The 21,942-nt window shown below is 60.8% G+C and carries 20 protein-coding genes; 9 read left to right on the top strand and 11 right to left on the bottom strand.

Going from position 1 to position 21,942, the window contains the following annotated elements; translation table 11 throughout:
• Positions 1–22: 22 nt before the first annotated feature.
• Complete coding sequence (locus F2S13_RS18260) at positions 23–1,597, top strand: arylsulfatase (RefSeq protein ID WP_425500238.1); 1,575 nt, start codon at positions 23–25, stop codon at positions 1,595–1,597.
• A gap of 31 nt (positions 1,598–1,628) precedes the next feature.
• Positions 1,629–2,771 carry an acyl-CoA dehydrogenase family protein gene (locus tag F2S13_RS18265; protein ID WP_166363305.1) on the top strand — a complete coding sequence of 381 codons (1,143 nt, stop codon included), beginning with the start codon at positions 1,629–1,631 and terminating at the stop codon, positions 2,769–2,771.
• Positions 2,772–2,880: 109 nt separating this feature from the next.
• Here the strand turns inward: F2S13_RS18265 and F2S13_RS18270 are convergent, their stop codons facing one another.
• Positions 2,881–3,441, bottom strand: coding sequence for a hypothetical protein (locus F2S13_RS18270; RefSeq protein ID WP_166363307.1), 561 nt, complete (start codon positions 3,439–3,441; stop codon positions 2,881–2,883).
• A 555-nt stretch (positions 3,442–3,996) separates the two neighbouring features.
• Between F2S13_RS18270 and F2S13_RS18275 the strand changes: the two genes are divergently transcribed.
• The gene (locus F2S13_RS18275) at positions 3,997–4,452 is read left to right on the top strand and encodes an REP-associated tyrosine transposase (RefSeq protein WP_166363309.1); all 456 of its coding nucleotides are present in this window, start codon (positions 3,997–3,999) and stop codon (positions 4,450–4,452) included.
• A 235-nt stretch (positions 4,453–4,687) separates the two neighbouring features.
• Here the strand turns inward: F2S13_RS18275 and F2S13_RS18280 are convergent, their stop codons facing one another.
• From F2S13_RS18280 to F2S13_RS18300, 5 genes are all read right to left on the bottom strand, one after another.
• The gene (locus F2S13_RS18280) at positions 4,688–6,049 is read right to left on the bottom strand and encodes a DUF1329 domain-containing protein (RefSeq protein WP_166363311.1); all 1,362 of its coding nucleotides are present in this window, start codon (positions 6,047–6,049) and stop codon (positions 4,688–4,690) included.
• 9 nt (positions 6,050–6,058) lie between these two features.
• The gene (locus tag F2S13_RS18285) at positions 6,059–7,843 is read right to left on the bottom strand and encodes a DUF1302 domain-containing protein (protein ID WP_343047521.1); all 1,785 of its coding nucleotides are present in this window, start codon (positions 7,841–7,843) and stop codon (positions 6,059–6,061) included.
• Between the two features lie 63 nt (positions 7,844–7,906).
• A complete protein-coding gene (locus F2S13_RS18290) occupies positions 7,907–8,287 on the bottom strand; it encodes a c-type cytochrome (RefSeq protein ID WP_166363313.1) in 381 nt (126 codons plus the stop codon).
• A gap of 183 nt (positions 8,288–8,470) precedes the next feature.
• A complete protein-coding gene (locus tag F2S13_RS18295) occupies positions 8,471–9,922 on the bottom strand; it encodes an arylsulfatase (RefSeq protein ID WP_166363315.1) in 1,452 nt (483 codons plus the stop codon).
• Positions 9,923–10,028: 106 nt separating this feature from the next.
• Complete coding sequence (locus tag F2S13_RS18300) at positions 10,029–11,501, bottom strand: flavin monoamine oxidase family protein (protein ID WP_166363317.1); 1,473 nt, start codon at positions 11,499–11,501, stop codon at positions 10,029–10,031.
• Between the two features lie 239 nt (positions 11,502–11,740).
• Between F2S13_RS18300 and F2S13_RS18305 the strand changes: the two genes are divergently transcribed.
• Entirely contained in the window at positions 11,741–12,748 is a 1,008-nt protein-coding gene (locus tag F2S13_RS18305) for an AraC family transcriptional regulator (protein WP_166363319.1), read from the top strand.
• Between the two features lie 162 nt (positions 12,749–12,910).
• Here F2S13_RS18305 and F2S13_RS18310 read toward each other — a convergent pair whose 3' ends face one another.
• On the bottom strand, positions 12,911–13,510 hold the full coding sequence (locus tag F2S13_RS18310) for a CoA transferase (RefSeq protein WP_166363321.1): 600 nt from the start codon (positions 13,508–13,510) through the stop codon (positions 12,911–12,913).
• A gap of 124 nt (positions 13,511–13,634) precedes the next feature.
• Between F2S13_RS18310 and F2S13_RS18315 the strand changes: the two genes are divergently transcribed.
• Positions 13,635–15,362 carry a diguanylate cyclase gene (locus F2S13_RS18315; RefSeq protein WP_166363323.1) on the top strand — a complete coding sequence of 576 codons (1,728 nt, stop codon included), beginning with the start codon at positions 13,635–13,637 and terminating at the stop codon, positions 15,360–15,362.
• Here the strand turns inward: F2S13_RS18315 and F2S13_RS18320 are convergent, their stop codons facing one another.
• Positions 15,363–16,061 carry a WS/DGAT domain-containing protein gene (locus F2S13_RS18320; RefSeq protein WP_246237931.1) on the bottom strand — a complete coding sequence of 233 codons (699 nt, stop codon included), beginning with the start codon at positions 16,059–16,061 and terminating at the stop codon, positions 15,363–15,365.
• Positions 16,019–16,603: a DUF2889 domain-containing protein gene (locus tag F2S13_RS18325; RefSeq protein WP_166363325.1), complete on the bottom strand. Its 585-nt coding sequence runs from the start codon at positions 16,601–16,603 to the stop codon at positions 16,019–16,021. Before F2S13_RS18325 ends, F2S13_RS18320 begins: the two co-directional genes overlap by 43 nt.
• A gap of 481 nt (positions 16,604–17,084) precedes the next feature.
• On the opposite strand from F2S13_RS18325, the gene F2S13_RS18330 reads away from it, so the two are divergent.
• From F2S13_RS18330 to F2S13_RS18345, 4 genes are read left to right on the top strand one after another with little or no spacing between them, the layout of a single operon-like run.
• Positions 17,085–17,258 carry a hypothetical protein gene (locus F2S13_RS18330; protein ID WP_166363327.1) on the top strand — a complete coding sequence of 58 codons (174 nt, stop codon included), beginning with the start codon at positions 17,085–17,087 and terminating at the stop codon, positions 17,256–17,258.
• Positions 17,259–17,271: 13 nt separating this feature from the next.
• On the top strand, positions 17,272–18,978 hold the full coding sequence (locus F2S13_RS18335) for an FAD-dependent oxidoreductase (RefSeq protein WP_166363329.1): 1,707 nt from the start codon (positions 17,272–17,274) through the stop codon (positions 18,976–18,978).
• Between the two features lie 15 nt (positions 18,979–18,993).
• Positions 18,994–19,770: an SDR family NAD(P)-dependent oxidoreductase gene (locus F2S13_RS18340; RefSeq protein WP_218583985.1), complete on the top strand. Its 777-nt coding sequence runs from the start codon at positions 18,994–18,996 to the stop codon at positions 19,768–19,770.
• 27 nt (positions 19,771–19,797) lie between these two features.
• Positions 19,798–20,553, top strand: a complete 756-nt coding sequence (locus F2S13_RS18345) for a glucose 1-dehydrogenase (protein ID WP_166363331.1) — start codon at positions 19,798–19,800, stop codon at positions 20,551–20,553.
• Between the two features lie 142 nt (positions 20,554–20,695).
• Here the strand turns inward: F2S13_RS18345 and F2S13_RS18350 are convergent, their stop codons facing one another.
• Both F2S13_RS18350 and F2S13_RS18355 read right to left on the bottom strand, forming a co-directional pair.
• Complete coding sequence (locus F2S13_RS18350) at positions 20,696–21,127, bottom strand: RidA family protein (protein WP_166363333.1); 432 nt, start codon at positions 21,125–21,127, stop codon at positions 20,696–20,698.
• A 67-nt stretch (positions 21,128–21,194) separates the two neighbouring features.
• Entirely contained in the window at positions 21,195–21,941 is a 747-nt protein-coding gene (locus F2S13_RS18355; protein ID WP_166363335.1) for a DUF3726 domain-containing protein, read from the bottom strand.
• Position 21,942: the final 1 nt, after the last annotated feature.

Consider the following 21,942-nt stretch of genomic DNA (forward strand, 5'->3'; position numbering starts at 1 on the left):
GAAAAACACTTGAACAATGGAGATGCGACATATGCGCATGAACAAATGGTTGCCCGCGCTGGTGCTGGCGACCTCGATGCTGGGCACTGCCTTTGCCGCCACGGCCGCGGACAAACCGAACATCCTGGTGATCTTCGGTGACGACATCGGCTATTCCAACCTCAGCGCCTACAACCAGGGCATGATGGGTTATGAAACGCCGAACATCGACCGCATCGCCAACGAAGGCGCGCTGTTTACCCATGCCTATGGCGAGCAGTCCTGCACGGCGGGGCGTTCGGCCTTCATTCTTGGCGAACATCCGTTCCGTACCGGTCTGTTGACCATCGGCATGCCCGGCTCCGAGCACGGCATTCCGGATTGGGCGCCGACCATTGGCAACGTGATGAAGCAGCAGGGCTACACCACCGGCCAGTTCGGCAAAAACCACATGGGCGACCGCGACAAACACTTGCCGACGAATCACGGTTTCGACGAGTTCTTCGGCAACCTGTACCACATGAACGCCGAAGAAGAGCCGGAAACCTACTACTACCCCAAGGACCCGGAGTTTCGCAAGAAATACGGCCCGCGCGGGGTGATTCATTCCTACGCCGACGGCAAGATCGAGGACACCGGTGCGCTGACTCGCAAGCGTATGGAAACCATCGATGAGGAGTTCGTGCAGGCCACCGAGAACTTCATCGACAAGGCACACAAGGCCGACAAGCCGTTTTTCGTCTGGTTCAACGCCACCCGCATGCACGTCTGGACGCACCTGAAGAAAGAATCCGAGGGCAAAACCGGCATCGGCCTGTATCCGGACGGCATGGTCGAGCACGACGGCCAGGTCGGTGAGTTGCTGAAGAAGCTCGACGATCTGGGCATCGCCGACAACACCATCGTCATCTACACCACCGACAACGGCGCGCAGAAAGTCAGCTGGCCGGACGGCGGCACTTCACCTTTCAATGGCGAGAAGGGCACCACCAACGAAGGCGGCCATCGCGTGCCACTGTTGGTGAAATGGCCGGGTGTGATCAAGCCGGGCAGCCACTTCAACAACATGATCGCCCACAACGACTGGATGCCGACCCTGGCCGCCGCAGCGGGCGCACCGAACCTGGTGGCTGATATGGCCAACGGCAGCAAGCTGGACGGCAAGCAGTACAAGGTCCACCTGGACGGCTACAACTTCCTGCCGTTCTTCAAGGGCGAGGCCAAGGACAGCCCGCGCGAAGAGTATTTCTACTTCGGCATGGGCGGTGAATTGAACGCCGTGCGCTGGCGTGACTGGAAGATCACGTTCGCCAGCATGACCGGCTCCTTCGGTTCTGCGACCCGAACCGTGACCAATGCGCCAGTCGTTACCAATCTCAAGGCCGACCCGTTCGAGACAGCCCGCAGGGACTCACCGATGTCTATGCGCTGGGCTGCCGACCAACTGTGGCTGTTCGTACCGGTCCAGGAAAAAATCCAGTCCTTCATGGCAACCATCGGGCAGTTCCCGTTCCAGGAAGGCGTCAGCCTCAACCCGGCCAACATCAGTTACCAGAGCCTGGCGGTCAAGCAGGCGATGATGAAACTGCAGAAACTGACCCCGCCACCGGCGAACTGAGCAATACATCCACTGTCCCTGAGGAAGAGCCATGATTCCCCGCAATTTGTTCGAGCATGAACACGAAGAGTTCCGTAACACCGTTCGCCGCTTCCTGAGTGAGGAATGCACGCCGTTTCACGAGCAATGGGAAGAGGACCGCTGCGTGCCACGCGAGATCTGGCGCCGTGCCGGTGAGCTGGGCATGCTCAATGCGACGACCCCGGAGGCCTATGGTGGCCTGGGCCTGGATCGCCGTTTCTCGATGATCGCCTCCGAAGAAATCGCCTTTGCCAATACCACGGGCCTCAACGGCTTTTCGGTACACGACATCTGCGCCGGCTATTTCAACAACTTCGCCACCGAAGCGCAGAAACTGCAGTGGTTGCCGAAGATGGCCGAAGGCCTTGCCATCGCCGCGGTGGCGATGACCGAGCCCAATACCGGTTCCGATCTGCAGGCGGTAAAGACCCGTGCCGTGCTCGAAGGCGACGAATACGTCATCAACGGTGCCAAGACCTTTATCTCCAATGGCACCAACTGCGACATCATCGTCGTCGTCGCCAGGACCGGTAACACCGGCAAGGGCTCCCAGGACCTCTCGCTGATCCTGGTCGAGGCCGATCGCCCGGGCGTGATCAAGTCCAAGCCGCTGAAGAAGATTGGCTTGCACGCCCAGGACACCACCATGCTGTTCTTCGAAGACGTTCGCGTGCCGAAAGACAATGTGCTCGGCGGCGTGCCAGGGCTGGGTTTCATTCAATTGATGAAGGAACTGGCCTGGGAGCGCCTGGCCATTTCCATCAGCAGCATTTCCGGCGCCCAGGCGGTGCTCGACCACACCATCGACTACACCCGTGGCCGCACCGTGTTTGGCAAGCCGATCATCGACTTCCAGAACTCGCGCTTCAAACTCGCCGACTTGAAGGCCGAGATCACCATCGGCCAGACCTACGTCGATCGCTGCATGGAGCTGTGCCTCAAGCACGAGCTGACCACCGACGCGGCGGCGGCGGCCAAGCTGTACTGCTCGGAGTTGTATTCGAAGGTGGTCGATCAGTGCCTGCAACTGCACGGTGGCAACGGCTATATGCTCGAGTACCCGGTGGCCCGGCATTACCTGGACAGTCGTGTGAGCCGTATCTACGGTGGCGCCAACGACATCATGCGTGAGTTGGTCGCTCGAACCCTGTAAATCCATTTTCCGGCGCAGCGGCGAACCCCGCGTGCACCGGACTCTGTGGCAGGGACGGCCTGTCCGCCCCTGCCACGCGTTGTTTGCGACATTACCTTTCGTACAAAACCTAGCCGTATCTTTTGGATATTTCAAGGTAAAAATCAAGTACTAAGTTATTGTCACCCCCATCCACTATTTGATAATTGTAGTTAGGGTATTCGAAGTCATTCGGGTTTTCATCTGGGCGTCGCCGCCACTTCAATTCATTCCTGTTTTTATTCAGGATTCTAATGGGGCTAATGGTATCCGGGAGGTTGTCGCCCGTTACGATATTTCCATTGTGTGATATCTCAAAGAATGTGAATGGTTCAGTAGATGAAACTTTATTCCATGCGCCGACCATGTCTTGAGCGGCGCCGCTTTCAGCAACGCTCATTGTGTAGCCTTCGAAAGCACCTGAGTTAACGATAATTCTGTATTTATTGTTAGTGTATTGATGTTCAAATCTTAGCTCGACTGGAGTGGTGTCCCGATAGTTTAGATTTAGCCAGTCATCATTGACTACCTTGTATTTCACGTTGTTGTAAAAATCTATCTCTCGTACAAACTTTGAAAGTGTAACAGGGATGCGGCTGTGGTGGTTGTTGTCAACCTTGCCGTATAAGCGGGCAATAAATGACTTGGCCATGGTGTGCTCCTTTCGGTGGGACGTCTCTTGCTCAAGTTTTACTTCCTTGGACGTAGAAAAAGGTAAACTTTTTTCGGGCGGGGTGATACTGATAGATCTACTAGGGTTTTTATAACGTTTTCTTGGATGTGTGAGTTTTTTAAAGCGATTTTTTAGTTTTTTTTTGCAGGCATCTCACAGGGCTCAAGTTGATATGCGCCTCGAGGGCAAGCATCGGTACTGAACTAGGCGCTGTACGAAATTTGGGGAAAACCAACTGAGACCAATGCGCCAGTCGTTATCAATCTCAAGGCTGATCCGTTCGAGACTGCAGGGACTCTGCGCACCCTGTAAATCCAGTTTCCGGAGCAGCTGCTTGGGTCGGCGTATCCCGGAGGACGGAGCCGAAGCGGGCGCAGGATCTCAAGATCGCCGGGGAGCCCCTGCGGGCAAGACGGTATCTACGGCTTACGCGTGAAGCCGGTCGCTGTGCAACATCCTGAAAGTGCAGATGCCTCCGAAAATCCCCATTAACGCTAGCCTTTCTTCCCATCACCCAGCGCAGGAGAGGCAAGGATGCCCAGGCCAAACGCCCATCGCTTATACAGCGGACGTGTCAGCGAGCCAGGTCGAATCTACCTGGTTACCACCAATACCGAACAACGCAAACCAGTGTTTTCCAACTGGCGCATCGGTCGGCTTTTGGTCGGGCAGCTCAGAACCGCCCATGAAGAAGGCCTGGTCGCCTCTTTGGCTTGGGTGGTGATGCCGGACCATGCCCACTGGCTGTTCCAGTTGCAGAACACATCGCTCGCCTGCCTGATGAGTCGCGTCAAATCGCGAAGCAGCCGTGCGATAAATCGAGTGAGCGGCGGCAACGGGCGACTTTGGCAGAAGGGGTACCATGACAGAGCGATTCGCCAGGAAGAAGAACTGAAACAGATTGCTCGTTATGTGATTGCCAACCCGCTGCGCGCCGGGTTGGTTGGCCATATTGGTGACTATCCATTGTGGGATGCGATTTGGTTGTGATCGCGGCAACACCGACCAAGCGCTAACTTCGGGGCAAACCGTAGCCCGGTGTAGCCGCTGCCGCAGGCTGCGCTGGAGTCCCGCAGGGGCTCCTCGGCGATCTTGAGATCCTGCGCCTGCTGCGAAGGCGAGCGCAGCCTTCGGCAGCGGCTACGGGGGTCGTGTTTCTCCCCGAAGATAGCGGTTGCCCGGAGGGGGCAGTACGGTATCTACAGATTGCAGCAGCTCCGACAGATCAACGCAACCCATCAGTCCGCAACGCCGCCGGCGTGTAGTCAAACACCTTCGCCGTCAACCCATACTGGGTATTACGCGATTCCTCGTTACGCAGACCCAGCACCAGATAGCGGCCGGAAATCAGGTCATACAGCGTTTCGGCGGCTGCGTAGGTGGTCTGCTGGTCATAACGGAACAGCGGGTGACCCTCGGCGACGCGCCACAGTTGGCCGCGACCGTCGTAGTGGTCGACCTCGACGATCTGCCAGGTGTCTTCGTCCACGTACATATGGCGCTTGGTGTAGACATGACGCGCGCCCAGCTTGAGCGTTGCCACGATTTCCCAGACGCGGTGCAACTCGTAACGGGTGTGGTCCGGGTTGATGTGGCCGGCCTTGACGATGTCGTCGTACTTCAGCGCGGTGGATTCGAGCTTGTAGCTGTTGTACGGGATGTACAGTTCCTTCTTGCCCACCAGCTGCCAGTCGTAACGGTCCGGTGCGCCGTTGAACATGTCCAGGTTATCCGCGGTGCGCAGGCCGTCGGAGGAGGAGCCCGGGCCGTCGTAGGCCAGCTGCGGGGCGCGGCGGACACGGCGCTGCCCGGCGCTGTAGACCCAGGCCATGCGCGGTTCCTTCACCTGATCGAGGGTCTCATGGACCAGTGCCACGGTACCGGCCAGGCGCGCCGGTGCGGTGACCTGCTGCTTGTAGAAGTACAGGAGGTTGGCGGCGCGATCGGCCGGCAGATCCTGGACACTTTCCGGGTAGATGGTTTCTTCTTCGAAACGCACCGGCGTGTAGGAGCCGTCTACCTGCGGGGTGGCCTGGATGTAGCTGCGGCGCTGGCTGCCGCCCAGGTAACGGGTGACGTGGTTCCACACCACCTCGACGCCGTTCTTCGGAATCGGGTAGGCGAAGTAGCCGTGGAAGTTGGCCACGCCGTCGCCATTATTGATCGTCTGGATACTTAGCGCGTTCTGCTTGGCGTCCTCGGCAATGGCCTGGGGCACCGATGCGGTACGGTGGGTCGGGTAGACCGGGATCTTGTAGGTGTCCGGATAGCGATTGAACAGGGCCATCTGGCCGTCGGTCAATTTGGACTGGTACTGGGCGGCATTGGCCGCGGTGATCACGAACAGAGGCTTTTCCGCCGCGAACGGATCGGCGACAAAACCGCTGGGCTGTACCTGGCCCGCCGTCTTCGGCAGCCCGCCGGTCCAGGCCGGAATACTGCCGTCGGCGTTGCCCGCCTTTTCGGCGCCCAGCGGCGTCAGTACGGTGCCGAGTTTGTTCGCTTCATCAGCGGGTACTGCTGCCATGACATGGCAGGCCAACAGGCTGAGTGCCAGGATGCAACCTTTTTGAATTGTTTTTTTCATGATCAGACCTTAGAAGTTCACACCGAAGCTCAGCGCCACGAAATCGCGGTCGACCGAAGTGTTGAAATCGCCACCGAAGTTATTGGTGTAACTGAGGCTGGCGGTGTAGGTGTTGCGGTAATCGGCATCGAGACCCAGGCCGACGGACTTGGAGCCTTCGTTGAATACCGGGCTATAGCCGTCGACGTCGTGGGACCAGAACAGGTTCGGCATCAGGTTGACGCCGGCAAACACGTTTGGATAAGACAGCTTGGCGTAAGCCCGGTAGCCCCAGGACGTTGCGGTGTAGTAACCGTTGCGCCCGCCCTGATTGATGTCGCCGTAGACCGAATCGCGGCCGTAACGCTGGGTGTCGAGGGATTCGAGACCGCCGATATGGGTGACGCCCAGTTCGGTGGCGACGCTCAGGTATTCAGCACCCAGCATCGGGTCGAAGATGTGCACGAAGGAGGTTTGCGCCTGGGTGATCTCCTTGCGGCGATAGCCCTGGATGACCTGTCCTTCTTCACCATTGACGGTCGGTTCGATGTTGCTGCCGGTCAAGGCGCGGAGCGCCGGGTTCAACAAGCCACCGCCCAGGTCGGCGCTGTTGATCGTGACCGGAGCATTGGGCCGGTAGCTGATCTCGCCGCTCCAGGCGGTGCCGGTTGGCAGCGTGGTGGAGAAACTCACGCCGTACAGGTGAATGTTTTCCGGATAATCGAGGAAGTAGCTGCTGTTGCCGGCGGCGGTTCCCAGTCCCAGCGCGAATTGCTCTTCGGCGGGCAGGCCGCTGGCAGGCAGCACGGTGTTGATGAAGTTGGTCACGCCGGTCGCCGGGCGCAGGGCCAGGGTAGGGGATCGGGAGTGATAGTTCATGTAGTAGGCACCGTACTCGGTGCCATCGCCCATCCAGTGCAACGACAGGCCCCACTGGCCGCCGTCGCTGGCGTCGTGATCGCTTTCACGCGGGACGAAGACGCCTTCGCGACCGTTGAAGCCAAAAGGCAGGCCGGCGGCAGCGGCGATCGGCTCAAGCGGCGCGATTTCAGCCAGGCCGGCGGTAAAGTTCCTGTTGCAGCCCTTGGGGATCGGATCGGCGCCGAAGAAGGTGCCGCAGTTGTCCAGGGCGTAGGGCTGCCACTCGAGCTGGTAGAAGGCCTCGGCACTGAGGTTGTCGGTCAAGCCTTGCGATACATAGACCATGTTGACCGGAATCAGGCCCTCCTTGAGCTCCGCTCCGGGGCGGCGCAAGGCGGCGACGTCGAGGGGGTTGATGGAGTTGATCGAGTTGCCGATGAACAGGCTCTCACCCCAGCTCACCACCTGCTTGCCCAGGCGAACATCGCCGGATCGATCGGCAATGGAGTACTTCTGCGCAATGAAGGCATCGAGGAATTCGGCGCCGGAGGAGCGCGCGGACATGTCGCGACCTTCGTCACTGATCTGCTTGAATGGACGGTCCTCGTCCTTGAGCTCGAAGTCGTACCAGTATTTGCCACGCACGAAGGCGCGGGTGTCACCGTATGTCAGCTGCAGGTCATGCACGCCCTTGAAGATCTTTGAGAAGGTCTCGCCTTTCTGGAAATTCTGGCGGCCGTCGTCACCGCCGGAGGAGAAGCCGCGACCGCCGTTGGTGGTATCGATCAGTTTCTGGCTCGCGTCCTGGGTTCCCCAGCTCGCGCCAACCGACAGGGATGAGTCGAACTGGCCCTTGATCTCGCCGATCTCGAAGTCGATGGCGAACGCGTTGCCCATGCTCGCGACCGAAACGGTCGCTGCCAACAGGCAACGATTGAATGCTTTGCTGTGCACTGTGTGGTCCTTGTTATTTTGTTGTTGTGTTGGAGGTCGTGCTGTCTTGTCAGGCGTCCGGTGTCAGCGCTGCGTCTGCAGGAAACACAGCACGGCCTGGCGGTCCTCGGTCTTGCGCAGGCCACCGAAGGCCATGGCGGTTTCGGGGAATTTCTTCGCTGGCGCCGTCAGGAACTCATCGAGTTGCTCGACGTTCCAGATGGCCTTGGCGCCGGCCAGATCGCTCGAATAGGTGAAGCCCGGCACCGAGCCCATCGGTCGACCGACGACACCGCCCAATTTGGGGCCAACCCGGGTCTGGTTGAGGGCGTGGCAAGCGCTGCACTTGGTCTGGAACACTTCTTTGCCGGCGCCGACATCGCACTCGGCGTAGCTGGTGGCGCTGGCCAGGCCAAACCCGCTCAATGCGGCGGTCAGCGCCAGTCTGCGAATCGTTGTTTGCATTGTTGTTCTCACTGCTAACCCTTTCCTGCTGCCATCGCGGAGCAGGTAGCTAAAGGTGTCAGTTCGAGGGGGGGCGTGAATCGCTGGATGGCGACAGCGTTTCTAGCTTTCGGCGCCAATTCCGAGGCGGGGTGAAAAAACGCCAACCAAAGGCTTGCAAGCCTGGTTGGCGTCGGGGCAGGGTTATTTCGCTGGGGTGTAGGGATCCGGTGTGCCGGCTTCGATGGGCGGGTATTGCTTGAGGCTGGCCTTGAGGTCGCTGACGATCTTGAGCATGGGACGAACGATCCAGGAGTTCTGCGCAAGGACGTCATGCTCCTCGCGCAGGTCGGTCAGCAAGTTGATCCCCTTCGCCACCGGCAGTGTCTGCGGCGGGTCGTACATGTTTTCCTGCCAGATGAAGTGCAGTTTCCAGTTGCGCCATTTGACGGCTGAAAGCCGGTCGGCGACATAGGCCGGGAAACCTTCGCGGTTGGATTTTTCCTGTTTGCCCTCGAGGAATTCCAACTGGTCCACACCGTCTATCGGGCGGTCCTGTGGCACCTGCGCACCGGCCAGGTGGGCGAGGGTGGTGTACAGGTCGGTGATGTGCACGATCTCGTTGCTGACACGGCCCGGTGGCGTCTTGCCTGGCCAGCGCATGATGAAAGGCGCACGCAGGCTCGCCTCCATGGCAGTGAAGTAGCTGCCGCGCCAGGGGCCATTGGCGCCCTGCCAGGGATAGGTCGCCTCGCCGCCGTTGTCGCTGGCAAAGATCACTACGGTATTGTCTTCGATGCCCACGGCCTTGATGGCATCGAGAATCTGCCCGGTGCGGTGATCCATTTCGGCCAGTGCGTCGGCCCAGGAGCCATTGCCGGTCTTGCCGGCGAACTCGGGGTTGGGCAGGGTTGGCATATGCACCAGGGAGAAGGGGACATAGGCAAAGAAGGGTTTGTTCGCCTGGGCATTGCGTTTGATGAAGTCCACCGCGCGGTTTGCGACTTGCGCGTCTAGCGTGCGCCTGGCTGCCAGGTCCAGCCTGGCCACCTTGTGTGCCGGTTCGCCCTTGCGCGCCTCAAGGATATAGGGCGCTGGCGCTATCGATTCATCCCAGCCCTGGTTGCGACCGATTGCTGGCCACATGTCCTGGGTGTCATCGGCCGCCGACCACATCGCTTCGTCGTAGGTCCGCGCAACCCCGTACCATTCATCGAAGCCCTGATGGGTAGGGAAACGCTCCTCGTTACTGCCGAGGTGCCATTTACCCCAGATGCCGGTGGCGTAGCCCCGATCGGACAACAGCTCGGCCAGGGTGACTTCCCATTGGGTCAAGCCATCCGGCGCACCGCCGCCGACCACTTTGTAGGTGCCCGAGCGTATGGAGTAGCGCCCGGTCAACAGGGCCGAACGGGAAGGGGTGCATTGCGCCTCGACGTTGAAGTTGGTCAGGCGCACGCCTTCGGCCGCCAGCTGATCGATGCGCGGTGTGGGCGCGCCGCGCAGGATGCCGCCCCCGTACACGCCCAGTTCGCCGTAGCCGAGATTGTCCATCAGGATGACGACAATGTTCGGATTGGCCGCCTGCGCCAGGGCAGGTGGCGGCGCGCTGAGCAGCGCTGCACAGAGCGCAGCAATGGATGCTATGTGTTTCATCGACGTTCCTCGGGATCGGTAGGATCCCGCTGCCGATGCGCGGCTCGAATCGCCTCCAGTGCACGCAAGACGACTCGTCGAACGCACGGCACGCGGGACGTAATGCTTAGCCCAGCAATTTCTGCGTGCGCGCTGCCGCCTTGCCACCGGCACTGATCGCACCGTCGATGAAGCCGCGCCAGCCTTCGCCATGGTCACCCTGGCCGAAGATCACCCGACCGCGATCCTTCTGGAAGTGGTCGTAGTACTTGCCCAGCCAGTTCGGCCGGTAGCTGCAATAGGTACCACGGGCATAGGGGTCGAGCGTCCATTCGTAGCTGTAGCATTCGGTCACTTCGATACCCGGGAAGAAGCTTTCGAAGACCTGCTGCACGGCGTCGCGGTCCTGGACGTCGAGCTTCTGCGGATCGCTGCCGAAGCAGGCGAAAATGGTGTGATCGTCGGCCTTGGCGTAGGTGGTCACCAGGCTCAGCGGTTGGTGCGAGTCGGCGATGCCCAGGTACCTGCCTTCGACAGGCAGTTTGCCCTTGGTCCGTACGAACACCTTGATACCGCTGCCGGTGTGGGTTTCCTTGGCCGCGGCGATCAGGGCCGGGTCCAGGGCAGGGGAGAAGGCGATGCGCGGCAGCACGTTCATCGGCACGGCAACGATCACGGCGCCAGCCACGATGGTGTCGCCTTGTTGGGTGGTGATCAATACGCGGTCGCCCTTGTCTTCGACTTTGGCCACCGGGGTCGACAGGCGTACTTCGGGCTTGCCGTCGTCGATCATGGCGTTGATCAGGCTGACGGTGCCGTTCTTGAAGGTGTAGCGACCCAGGGAATCGCTGAATTGGGACATCTCCCAGCCCGGCAGGGACCACCAGCGCAGGACGTCGGCATAGGAGGCCTTGTCGCTGGTGGTGTGGGCGATACCGGCAATGTAGGCATCGACCACAGTGCGTTGCAGGGGCGTGAGGGTGACTTGCGCGTAGCGGTCGGACGCGCTCATCCCGTCCACGGCGCTGAGTTGGTCCCAGGTGTACTTGGCGTCGTAAGGGCGCTCCCAGAGCTTGCGGCCCTCGGCGAAATAGGCATAGATGCCCTCGACCGCACTCTTGAGCTCCGCGCCGGCAAGCTCGATGTGCTTGCCCTCGTGGATCACCGACAATCTGTCCTTGCCCGCGACGTGATGTTCGGGGGTTTCCTTGAGGGGCAGGCCGTAGCGCTCCACTTCGCCCCAGACGAAGGGTTGGGTCCAGTGGATCCAGGTTCCGCCCAGTTCGATCTTGTGGCCGGCGAATTCACTGCTGAACGTGCGTCCGCCGAGGCGATTGCGCGACTCCAGCAACAGCGTTTTATAGCCGTGCTTGCTGCTGTCGCGGGCTGCCGTCACGCCAGCGAAGCCGCCACCGATGACCACGACGTCGTAGTCGCAGCCAGCCGTCTTGCAGCTGTCGCCCTTTTCCTGCGCCTGCACGCCGCCAACCTGGGCCGCACCGACCGCAACCGCCGCGCCGGCCGCGCCGACGACCCCGGCATCACGCAGAAACTTGCGCCGGCTGACGCCGCTTGCGCTACCCACTTCACGTTCCGTCATTACCCCACCTCTTTTGTTGTTGTCATCGCCCGCGGGCGTTCAGGGCACAAAGGTGACAGAGGTGGGCTCGCCATGAATCGCTCAACGGCGCCACGCAATCTCACATCTGGCGCCAGCGTCGGTAAGTGTCCACGGATGCAGCAGCAGGGAGCCCCCTCTTATTTAGGGGTAGTGAAGCGGCGAGGTATGGGGTGTAATGGCTCGAGCATCAAGGCACCTGAGCAAGGGGGCGCATCACCATGTCTCATGCCAACTACACGGTTTTCAGTGAGACGCTGTTGCAGCGGCACAGCGAAATCTTCCGGCCATTCCTTGCGTCAGTCGGTTTGAGCCCGGATGTGGTCGACCATGCGGACAAAGAGCTGCCCTTGGGCAGTTACATCGATCTTCTGGAAACCACCGCCGAAAACATCGATCCCTGCCTGGGTCTTCGCCTTGGCCTGGGACAGCTTAACTCATCGAACACGGGCAGTTATCTGGGGGCATTCGGACATGCGGCACGCAGCGCCGCCAACGTTCGCGAGATGCTCAACTTTGTCGCGCGCTATCTGGTGGTGCATGCGCACGCCAACGAACTGACCTGGTGCCTGCGCGGCGGACGGGTGGAAGTCCACTACCAACTAACTGACCCGAGTATCACGCGGCGGCGACAGGATGCCGAGTTTGCCATGGCCGGGCTTTACACCACCCTGTGCACCGTCACCGACAATAAATTCGCGCCGCTGCGGGTCGATTTCGCCCACCCACAGCCTGCCGACATCAGCCCCCACCAACAGGCTTTCCAATGCCCTTTGCGGTTCAGCCAACCCATCAATGCGATGGTCTGGCCGGGCAGAATCCTGGAGGAGCCGTTGGTCACGGCCGACGAGCGTCTGTTCCAGGCGTTGCAGCCGTTTCTGGAAGAGCAGCGCAAGAAGCGCCTGGCCGACACCGACCTCACGGCACGCATCAGCCAGGCTATCGCCGGCAATCTGCGCGCTGGCCATGTCGGGCTCGATGCGATCGCCAAACAGTTGAGTTTCAGCCCGCGGACGTTGCAGCGGCGCTTGCAGGAGCAGGACCTGGAGTTCAACGCGCTAGTCGAGGAGATCCGCATCGCCAAGGCGTTGGAGTACATGGAAAACTCATCGCGCAGTGTCAACGATATCGCTCTGGGGCTGGGGTACACCGAGGCCAGTTCGTTTACCCGTGCCTTCCGCCGCTGGACCGGGCTCAGCCCGCGTGAGTTCCGCCAGCAAAGACGTTGAGATTGCTTCGATTCTCGTTCCCACGCTCCGCGTGGGAACGCAGTGTCAGACGCTCCGCGTCGACCTGGCGGAAGGCAACGCAGAGCGTCGCAAGAGGCATTCCCACGCAGAGCGTGGGAACGAGGTTAACGAGGTGATTTCACCGCCGGGCGCCGATGATGATCAACCGATCCACTCACGCAGCACTTCCTCGGTATGTTCCCCGCGTTTGGGCAGCGGGCCCGGCCGGGCCGCCGGTGTGCCGGAGAAGCGGGGTGCGGGGTTGGCCTGGAGCATGCCGCTTTCGCGATCGAACACATTGCGGGCGCGCAGGTGAGGGTGGTCTGCTGCTTCGTCCAGGTTCAGCACCGGGGCGAAGCAGGCGTCGGTGCCCTCGAGGACTTCACACCATTGCGCGCGGGTGCGTTGGGCGAAGATCGCGGCGAACTTCTCGCGCAGTTGCGGCCATTTTTTCGGGTTGTAGCCGTTGGCGGTTTCCGGATCGTCGCCCAGACCCAGTTTCTCCCGCAACAGGGCATAGAAACGAGGTTCCAGCGAGCCGACCGAGACATAATTGCCATCGGCGCACAGGTAGGTGTTGTACCAGTGCGGACCGTCGAGCCCGCTCTGGCCGCGCTCATTGGGCAACTGGCCGCCGGCCTTGGCACTGAGCACCACATCGGCGCCCAGGTCGGCGAGCAGCATTCCACAGAAGGGCCCTGGCCCAAGACCTGCGATTTCGACAACCTTGATGCCGGCCAACGGCCCTTGTTTCGTCTGCATGTTGCCCTCCATTGAACGTTGAGTACGCACCGATCATAGCGTTGGCTTGAAAAGCCCCACCCCCTTCAATCGGGGAGTGTGCCCCCGAGCTACACTCTTGACCATCCACTGTCCGGAGGTGGGCATGCACAACCGGTTCCGACCGTTTTGGGGATTTCGCACCTTTTTGCGGCTGGCCATTGCCCATCCGCGGCAGACGGTATTTGTCTGTTTTGCCGTGGTGTTCGCAATCACCCTCGTGCTTGCCGGCCGGCAGTACTGGCTGGGCCGTGAACGCCAGGTCAATGATCGCCAGCATCATTTGCACCTGCAGGCCCTTGTCATCGATGCCGCCTTCCATGGCGCCAAGCAGCGCTTGCGTTTTCTGCGGGACTCTGCCGAGCACATTCTCGCCGATGTGCAGAACGACTCGGTATCGGCGACCATCGACGAGGCCCTGAAAAACGCATTGCAAGCCCGACAGATGCCAACATGGGGGTTGCAAGGCCCATTGGCCAATGCCCCGATACGCGCCCTTGGCGATCAGCCCTTGGCCAGCATCCCCGGCTTTTCCCGTGACGCCAGGACGCTCAAGCAGGACCTGATGTTGTCGCGTGTCCTGAGTCAGTTACTACCTGCCCAGTATCAGACCAGCCCGGATCTGGCGCGTGCGGCGTTCATCTCGACCACAGGTGTGGTCGTCGCTTATCCGCCCATCGCCGATGACAAACTGGAGCCTGTCCTGAACGAATTCAGTGCGACATGGCTTGCGCAGGCAAGGGCAGGGCAAGTGGCGGATTTCGATGTCGCCTTCCTGACCATCGAGGCCCGCCACCTGGCCACCGGCCCTTATCTGATGCTGATCTCTCCAGTCATGTCCACGGGTGCGGTACGCGGCGCCATAGTCTTCGGCTTTCCGCAGGAACGGCTGCAGAGCTACCTGATTGCATCGTCACTTCCCGAAGAAAGGCATGCGTTGCTGGACGCACGCGGCACATTGATCGCTTCCAACGAAGAAACCTTTATCAAGCAAGACGGCAATTGGCTCACGACATTGCCCGCGCAATTACCAGGACTGACCCTGCCCGGGTTGTTCCAGACCAAGGTCGGCGCCTTGCATGACGCTGACGACTACGTCCTGTATCGGGAGCTGCCGGAAGCCGGTTTGATGCTTGTCGACCATATCCCGGCAGACACCATACGCTGGCGCGTCATCTCCCAGTTCAGCACGGCATTCGTCTGCATCTGGATATCGCTGGGTTTGTTGCTGGTCATGACCCTGTTCATCGTCGACCTCCTGCTCACTCGCCAGATGGCGCTCAATGCGCAACTGCGCGAGCTGGGCCTGGTCGATACGCTGACCCAATTGGCCAATCGACGTCGCCTGCAAATGGACTTCAAGGGGATGGTCAGACGATTTGGCGGTGAACATCCCATTGCGTTGCTGATGCTCGATATCGACAAGTTCAAGAACATCAATGACAACTGGGGCCATTCGGCCGGGGATGAGGTACTCAAGCACCTGGCCACGCTATGCCGGGCCCTGGTGCGCCCGCAAGACCTCGTTGCGCGCTATGGCGGCGAAGAGTTCTGCTTCGTGCTGCCGGACACAACGAGCGTGAAGGCAGTCGAAATCGCCGAGAAATTGCGCCTGGGCATCGAACAATCGGTCTGCCTGCCAGATGCGGCAACGATGCTGACGAGCGCTCCCTCCAGGGAAATCTGGCTGACGGTCTCGATCGGCGTTGCGGAGTTCAACGCCGATGGTGCTGCCAATCTGGAGGAACTCATCGCCAAGGCGGATCGACGCCTGTATGCGGCCAAACAGAATGGCCGAAACAGGGTCGTCGCCGATGATGCCTTGACGATGTAGTCAAGTAGGGTTTGCGGCTGCCTTTGGCGCTCGTTTCCTGGGTGTTCCTTTGGTTGGCTTGGCGACAGCTGTAGCCTGATCTGCCGCGCTACTCATTTCCTCATAGGACTCCAGCAAACAGCGCGCGAGAAAATCCGGGTCGGGAACGATGTTCGGTGAGCTGGTCAGCGAGATGAACATCTTGTCGCAGTAGCTGGTGGGGTTCCAGATCAGCGACATGCCATCGGCCAGAGGGCCCATGCCACCCCAGTGCACCAGCTTTGCCCCGAGCAGATAGAGTGGAACGTTAGGGCCGGGGACATTGGTCACCATGCAGTTGTGCAGCAAGACAGGCCCCTTGCCGCCGCCTCCGGTCAGCGCAGCCAGGCGACCGGCCAGGCCCAGGGTCGCCGGCGGGGTGAACTTTTGCAGGTTGGTCAGTTCCTGTGCGCCAATTGCATTCTGGATCGCCTTGCATTCGGTGGTGGCGAGCTTTACTGCCTGCAAACGCTCGAGTGGGTCTTCAATCTGGGTGCCCAGGGGGAACCTGAGGATTGAAATCGAGTTGGTGGAGCGCTCGTCCCCTTCCTGGCGCGTATTGACCGGCGCCATGCTTACCAGAGATTTCTCCGGCAGTTCATCCTTGGCCAGCAAGTACCGGCGCATGGCGCCGCCGATCATGGCAAGCACCGCATCGTTGATCGTCGCGCCCGGTACCATGCCATCCGGACCAATTTGCCGTCGGGGCGATAGGCATGGCAGGTACCGATGATCCAGGGTTTGGGCTGCGGGCGATTTGATTCACTGTCCTGCCCTGGCTCCCGGGGTTCGCGCTCGACGAAGAATGTGGTCTGGAAGGCCGTGGTCGCCATCGGCCCCAGCAATTCGGTCAGGTGCGTGCAACCCAGGCTGCCACCCACTCGTTCAAACACGCGCTTCTTGAAGCCCGGGCCGATCTTCAGCCCCACCAATTTGGCATACACCGGATTGACCTCGGCGCAATAGGGCGTAGGGCCGACTTCGGTGCAGGCTTCGAGTTCATGAATCACCATATCCAGATCGAACACCAGGGTCAGGCGCATCTGGTGGACGGGCTCGCCTGCTGGCAGGTCCTTGAAGAGCATTACCGAGTCGTATGCCTTGCTGTCGTGCAAGCGGCCTTCGATTTCGTACAGGCCATCGCTGCGTTCATAACCGCAGCAGGTCACCTGGCGGGTATGCATCAGCTTGCGTGTCGTGCGCGGGTGTGTCGGGATGGTCATGCCCAGTTCCTCGTCGATTCTGATGGGGGATGGCGGCAATCGACGATTGTGAGCAGCATTGACCGGGGTAAACACCACCCCATTTGGGTTGGCGCAAGCGCCAAAGCTGCGCAGCAGGCGAGATCGCCTGGGAGCCACTGCGGGGCTCCAGTGCAGCCTGACGGCAGCTGCTCGAGTGCGTAAAAAAGGCGTTGGCATCGCCCCTCGACCCGGCCGAATAGACACGCGATTCCTTGTGGGAGCTGGCTTGCCAGCGATGAATTCACGCCGGTGTCCCAGGTAATCCGCGGCGTCTGGATCGCGGGCAAGACCCACTCCCACAAGGTCCTGCATCAACCAATAGAGTTTTTTTGTGCCAGTTCGCCTTGAGCTGCCCATCAGCAGAAACAAAACCCTAGTCCACTCGGACGAAGCACAATTTCGCAGGCGTTTTTAGTCTTGCATTCATGACAGTCATTCCCTCGTCTGAAGTGGACCGACCATGAAAACAAGAAAAAAATGCTTCCTCCTCTTGTCCCTCTGCGCCTTCGGCGCCGCCTATACCGGCCTGTTGGCGCGCCCATTGCCAGCGCAAATGAGCATTGCCTATTACTGTCCGCCCAGCTACCAGACCTGTTACTTCCCCGGGCCCAGCATCGCCCAACTGATGCCTTAACGGGGAGGTGCCAATGAACTGGACAGAAAGCTGTGATGTGGTGGTCGTGGGGTCGGGCAATGGCGGACTGGCCGCCGCACTCTGCCTTTACGAAATGGGCGTCAAGGACGTTCTGGTCGTGGAGTCATCCGACCAGGCCGGTGGTACCAGCGCGTTGAGCGGAGGTGGCGTTTGGATTCCCGGCAATCCCTATGCTGAAGCCGAAGGTATTCAGGACAGTTACGACGACGCCCTGGCGTATGTGCTGGCGACCGATCCGGAAGGCACCGTGCCGCGCGAGATGATCGAAACCTACCTGCAGAACGCGCCGAAGATGCTGCGCTTCCTGCATGGGCGTACCCGCATGCGCTACCGGTCGCTCGCGCACTATCCCGACTACTTCTCCACGCTCCCGGGCTCGCGCACGGGGCATCGCTCCATTGAACCCGAACCGATGGATATCACCAGGCTTCGGCGCCGGGGTCAGTACCTGCGCGATCATCACCCCATCCTGAAGATTCTCGGCCGCGTACCCATGACCCAGACCGAGGCACACGTCTTCAACGTGCAGGCGCCGGGTTGGCGGCTGTTGGCGGCCAAGCTCCTGGTGCAGTATTTCCTCGACTTGCCCCAACGCCTGCGCACCCGCCGCGCGCGCCGCGCCACCTGCGGTAGTGCCGGCGTTGCACGCCTGTTGTGGTCGATGGAGGACCGCAAGCTCCCGCTCGACCTGAACACCGAGATGATTGACCTGGTGATGGAGCAGGGCAAGGTCACCGGCGTTATCGTGAAGACCGCAGGCCGCCAGCGGACCATCGAGTGCCGGCGCGGCGTCGTGCTGGCCTCGGGTGGTTTCGAGCACAACCAGCGCATGCGCGAAACTCACTTGCCTGCACCCACGCACACCAGTTGGACCACCACGCACAAGGGCAACCGCGGCCTGCCGATCGAGATCGCCAACCGGCGTGGTGCGCGCCTGGCGCGCATGCACGGTGCGTGGTGGGTACCGACCTTCCGCGTGCCGGGTATCCCGTATCCTTACCCGTCGATCATGGAGAAGTCGTATCCCGGCAGCATTGTCGTGGAGAAACGCGGCAAGCGTGTCGCCAATGAATCGATGAACTACCAGATGTACGTTCGGGAATGTCATCGCCTGCATCAGGCGGGCACCGACACCAGCCATCTCTGGATCATCTTCGATGCCGACTTCCGGGAAAATTACATCGTCAGTCCCATCCTTTCTTCGAAATTGATGCCCGACCGACGCATTCCCAAAGCCTATTTCGATGAGACCTTCCTCACCAAAGCCGACACCCTCGACGCCCTGGCGCTCAAGGTCGGCATTGATGTTGCGGGACTTGCGGCGACGGTAGAACGCTTCAATCGATTCGCGGCCACGGGCAAGGACGAAGAGTTCGGTCGAGGAGACAGCGAGTACGACCGTTACTACGCAGATCCGGCGGTCAAGCCCAACCCGTGCCTGGCGCCGATTCGCCGCGGGCCCTTCTACGCGGTGCGGATCTATCTCGGCGAATTTGGCACCAATGGTGGCCTGGACATCGACACCAACGCGCAGGTCCGGGACGAGCAAGGCGAGCCGATCCAGGGCCTGTACGCCACGGGCAACTGTGCAGCGGCGATTCTGCCCGCGTATCCGGGGCCGGGTTCGACACTGGGTCCATCGATGACCTTTGCCTATCAGGCGGCCAAACACATCTCGGGCGTCACGCCCACTGAATGATCGGAGTGATCTTCAATGACAGCGATGCAAACGGAGTTTCCGCAAGGCGCGGTATTGGTGGTCGGTGGCAGCGGCGGTGCGGGTGAAGCGATTTGCACACGCTTTGCCGAGCTCGGTTCCGACGTCTTCCTGACCTACCACCGCAATGAGGCACGGGCTGCGCAAGTCGTGGCCAAGGTCGAGGCGCTGGGCCGGCGCGCACGGGCTTGTCAGCTGTCGATGAGCGATGTGTACGGCGCGCGTCGGGTGATCGAGACCATTCTCGATGAGGGGCGCGTGCACACCGTGGTCATCGCGGCAGGTTCCGATATCTCGCAACCCAAAATTCGTGATTTGAGCGTGGAGGACTGGCGGGCGGTGATCGACGCCGACCTCAACGGCTTCTTCAATATCGTCCAGACCACGCTGCCCCATCTCAAGGCAAATGGCGGCGGCTCCTACGTGCATGTCAGCTCCGCGGGGCTGCATCGCTGGCCGGAGGGCGATGTGCTGTCGGTTGCCCCGAAAGCGGCCATCGATTCACTGCTCAAGGGCATTGCCAAGGAAGAAGGGCGTTTTGGTATTCGCGCCAACAGCGTCGCCATTGGCGTCATCAACACCGGCATCTTTTTGCGTCTCTGGGAAGACGGCACCTTCGATGAACAGTGGGAGGCCGCCGTGCACCGCAATCTGTGCCTCAAACGCTGGGGGCAAGCAGAGGAAGTGGCCAGCGCGGTCGCCTTCCTCGCGTCGAACAGGGCGCTCTACACGACCGGGCAAACACTTTCCGTCGACGGCGGGTACGGCGTCTAGCCATCACTGTTTCTGAGGAGTAGCACAATGAAGCGATTGGAAGGCAAGGTGGCATTGATTACCGGCGGCGCCCGGGGCCAGGGCGAGGCCGAAGCTCGTCTGTTCGTGGCCCAGGGCGCGCGCGTGGTGATCGCCGACGTGCTGGTCGAAGACGGTCAGCGGGTGGCGTCCGAGCTGGGCGAGGCAGCGATGTTCCAGCGCCTGGACGTCACCTGCCCCGAGGATTGGAGCGCAGCGGTGCGTGCGGCGCAGGCGCGCTTCGGCACGCTCGACGTGCTGGTCAACAACGCCGCCATCCTCAAGCTTGCGCCCATTGAAGCCTGTTCTCTTGAGGACTACCGCAAGGTCATCGAAGTGAATCAGGTGGGCTGCTGGCTGGGCATGAAAGCGGTGCTGCCGGCGATGAAGGAAGCGGGCAGGGGCTCGATCGTGAACGTTTCCTCGACTGCAGGTATGGAGGGGGTTGCGGGCGGTTCGGCCTACGTTGCCAGCAAGTTCGCCGTGCGAGGCATGACCAAAGCTGCGGCGCTGGAGTTCGGCGGCCACAACATCCGGGTCAACTCCGTACACCCGGGCGGCATCGACACGGCGATGGCGCGACCGCCGGAGTTTGCCGATTTCGACTCGACGTCGATCTACCGCGGTCTACCAATCCCGCGTATCGGCCGCCCCGATGAAGTGGCCAACCTGGTGTTGTTCCTGGCATCCGAAGAATCCACGTATTGCACCGGTTCCGAGTTCATTGTGGATGGGGGGATGCTGGCGGGTAATACCTTCGGTTAATAGTGACGTTCGTGACCACACAATTCTTTGTAGGAGCTGGCTTGCCAGCGATGCAGACTACGCGGTATGTCTGAAACACCGCAGTGATACATCGCGGGCAAGCCCGCTCCCACAGAGTTTGTGTCTAGCCAGTCATTTATGATCAGTGAAAATCCTCTGTGGGAGCTGGCTTGCCAGCGATACTGACGAAGCGGTCCGTCTGAACAATACAGGCGTAAACCACCAGCTCCACCAGCATTTCCTCCCGGGCAAGCCCGGCGACCACGATGGCGGCGCGGTTGGGGTAGGGGGCCTGGAAGTACTCGGTGTACAGGGCGTTGACCGTGGCCAGGTAGCTGCGGTCGGTGACATAGATCAGCACCTGGGTGACGGCATCCAGGGTGCTGCCGGCCGCTTCCAGGGTGTGGCGCAGGTTGTCCAGGGTCTGGCGGGTCTGGGCTTCGATGCCACCCGCCACCACCTGGCCTTGCCGGTCGATGGGGATTTGCGCGGTGTAGAGCGTGCCGTTGCCGACCACGGCCCACTCCAGGGGCGCGCGCGAGGCGAAGAGGTCGGTTTTGATGGCGTGTTTCATGGAGACTGCTTCCTGATTAGAGAGCTGATTCGAGAATGAACGTGATGCGAAGTGCTTGCAGGCGCTGCTAAGTGGCGTCGCTGCCTTCCCCGGCGCCGCGCCGGCGGGATTCTTCGGTGCTTTCCACCAGTACCCGGTCCCCCAGCTTCTTCAGGGCGGCCCACACGTTGGCATTGACTTCAAGGCCCGTGGAGCGCTGCCGGTCTGCCGTCTCGGCGAGGATTTTCCAGTCCAGGCTCAGGTCGGGTGCGGCCGCGGGTTCGTTGGGGGCGGGCAGTAGCTGGAAGTGCTGGGATATCAGCACGTTGATGCTTTGCTCATCGCTCTGGGCCGGCTGTACAGACGTGTGGACCTGCAAGCTCGGGCTGCTTTGGCCGGCACCGAAGGTCGCCAGCCATTGCCGCTGGGCATCGCGCCAATGGACACAAAAATTCAGACCCTGGTCGGTACAGCGCGCCAGGTAACCCAGCAACAGCAAGCGGTTGTGGCAATGGCGGATGCGCACCGACGCCGAGCCGGTATGCAAGGCCTTGGCGATGCCCAGTTCGACCGCCTGGGCGGCGCAACGCAACACGCTCTGGCCGTGTGCATCGAGGGTCAGCTGCGCGGCATCTTCATAGCAGGTGTTGAACGGCCGGTCGGTTTCCGTCTCGAGAAACAGCAGGGCCTTGTTCAGTGTGCCGATACCGTCGAGCCCTTGCAGTTGCAACCAGGCGATCATTTGCGCGGCGTCGTCGCAATCCCCCGGCGCGAAGCCGATGCCTTCGAACGCCTTGCGGCAGACAACCTGGATTTCATTGAGCGATACGCGCATT

This window comes from Pseudomonas akapageensis, assembly GCF_011355085.1.
Classification (GTDB): domain Bacteria; phylum Pseudomonadota; class Gammaproteobacteria; order Pseudomonadales; family Pseudomonadaceae; genus Aquipseudomonas; species Aquipseudomonas akapageensis.

Bases quoted from the DNA above. Each gene is read 5' to 3' on its own strand.
- F2S13_RS18280 (WP_166363311.1), bottom strand. From the start codon at position 6,049: ATGAAAAAAACAATTCAAAAAGGTTGCATCCTGGCACTCAGCCTGTTG.
- F2S13_RS18275 (WP_166363309.1), top strand. From the start codon at position 3,997: ATGCCCAGGCCAAACGCCCATCGCTTATACAGCGGACGTGTCAGCGAG.
- F2S13_RS18270 (WP_166363307.1), bottom strand. From the start codon at position 3,441: ATGGCCAAGTCATTTATTGCCCGCTTATACGGCAAGGTTGACAACAAC.
- F2S13_RS18330 (WP_166363327.1), top strand. From the start codon at position 17,085: ATGAAAACAAGAAAAAAATGCTTCCTCCTCTTGTCCCTCTGCGCCTTC.
- F2S13_RS18310 (WP_166363321.1), bottom strand. From the start codon at position 13,510: ATGCAGACGAAACAAGGGCCGTTGGCCGGCATCAAGGTTGTCGAAATC.
- F2S13_RS18320 (WP_246237931.1), bottom strand. From the start codon at position 16,061: ATGGTACCGGGCGCGACGATCAACGATGCGGTGCTTGCCATGATCGGC.
- F2S13_RS18335 (WP_166363329.1), top strand. From the start codon at position 17,272: ATGAACTGGACAGAAAGCTGTGATGTGGTGGTCGTGGGGTCGGGCAAT.
- F2S13_RS18295 (WP_166363315.1), bottom strand. From the start codon at position 9,922: ATGAAACACATAGCATCCATTGCTGCGCTCTGTGCAGCGCTGCTCAGC.
- F2S13_RS18345 (WP_166363331.1), top strand. From the start codon at position 19,798: ATGAAGCGATTGGAAGGCAAGGTGGCATTGATTACCGGCGGCGCCCGG.
- F2S13_RS18325 (WP_166363325.1), bottom strand. From the start codon at position 16,603: ATGACCATCCCGACACACCCGCGCACGACACGCAAGCTGATGCATACC.
- F2S13_RS18315 (WP_166363323.1), top strand. From the start codon at position 13,635: ATGCACAACCGGTTCCGACCGTTTTGGGGATTTCGCACCTTTTTGCGG.
- F2S13_RS18340 (WP_218583985.1), top strand. From the start codon at position 18,994: ATGACAGCGATGCAAACGGAGTTTCCGCAAGGCGCGGTATTGGTGGTC.
- F2S13_RS18350 (WP_166363333.1), bottom strand. From the start codon at position 21,127: ATGAAACACGCCATCAAAACCGACCTCTTCGCCTCGCGCGCGCCCCTG.
- F2S13_RS18260 (WP_425500238.1), top strand. From the start codon at position 23: ATGCGACATATGCGCATGAACAAATGGTTGCCCGCGCTGGTGCTGGCG.
- F2S13_RS18265 (WP_166363305.1), top strand. From the start codon at position 1,629: ATGATTCCCCGCAATTTGTTCGAGCATGAACACGAAGAGTTCCGTAAC.
- F2S13_RS18355 (WP_166363335.1), bottom strand. From the start codon at position 21,941: ATGCGCGTATCGCTCAATGAAATCCAGGTTGTCTGCCGCAAGGCGTTC.
- F2S13_RS18300 (WP_166363317.1), bottom strand. From the start codon at position 11,501: ATGACGGAACGTGAAGTGGGTAGCGCAAGCGGCGTCAGCCGGCGCAAG.
- F2S13_RS18305 (WP_166363319.1), top strand. From the start codon at position 11,741: ATGTCTCATGCCAACTACACGGTTTTCAGTGAGACGCTGTTGCAGCGG.
- F2S13_RS18290 (WP_166363313.1), bottom strand. From the start codon at position 8,287: ATGCAAACAACGATTCGCAGACTGGCGCTGACCGCCGCATTGAGCGGG.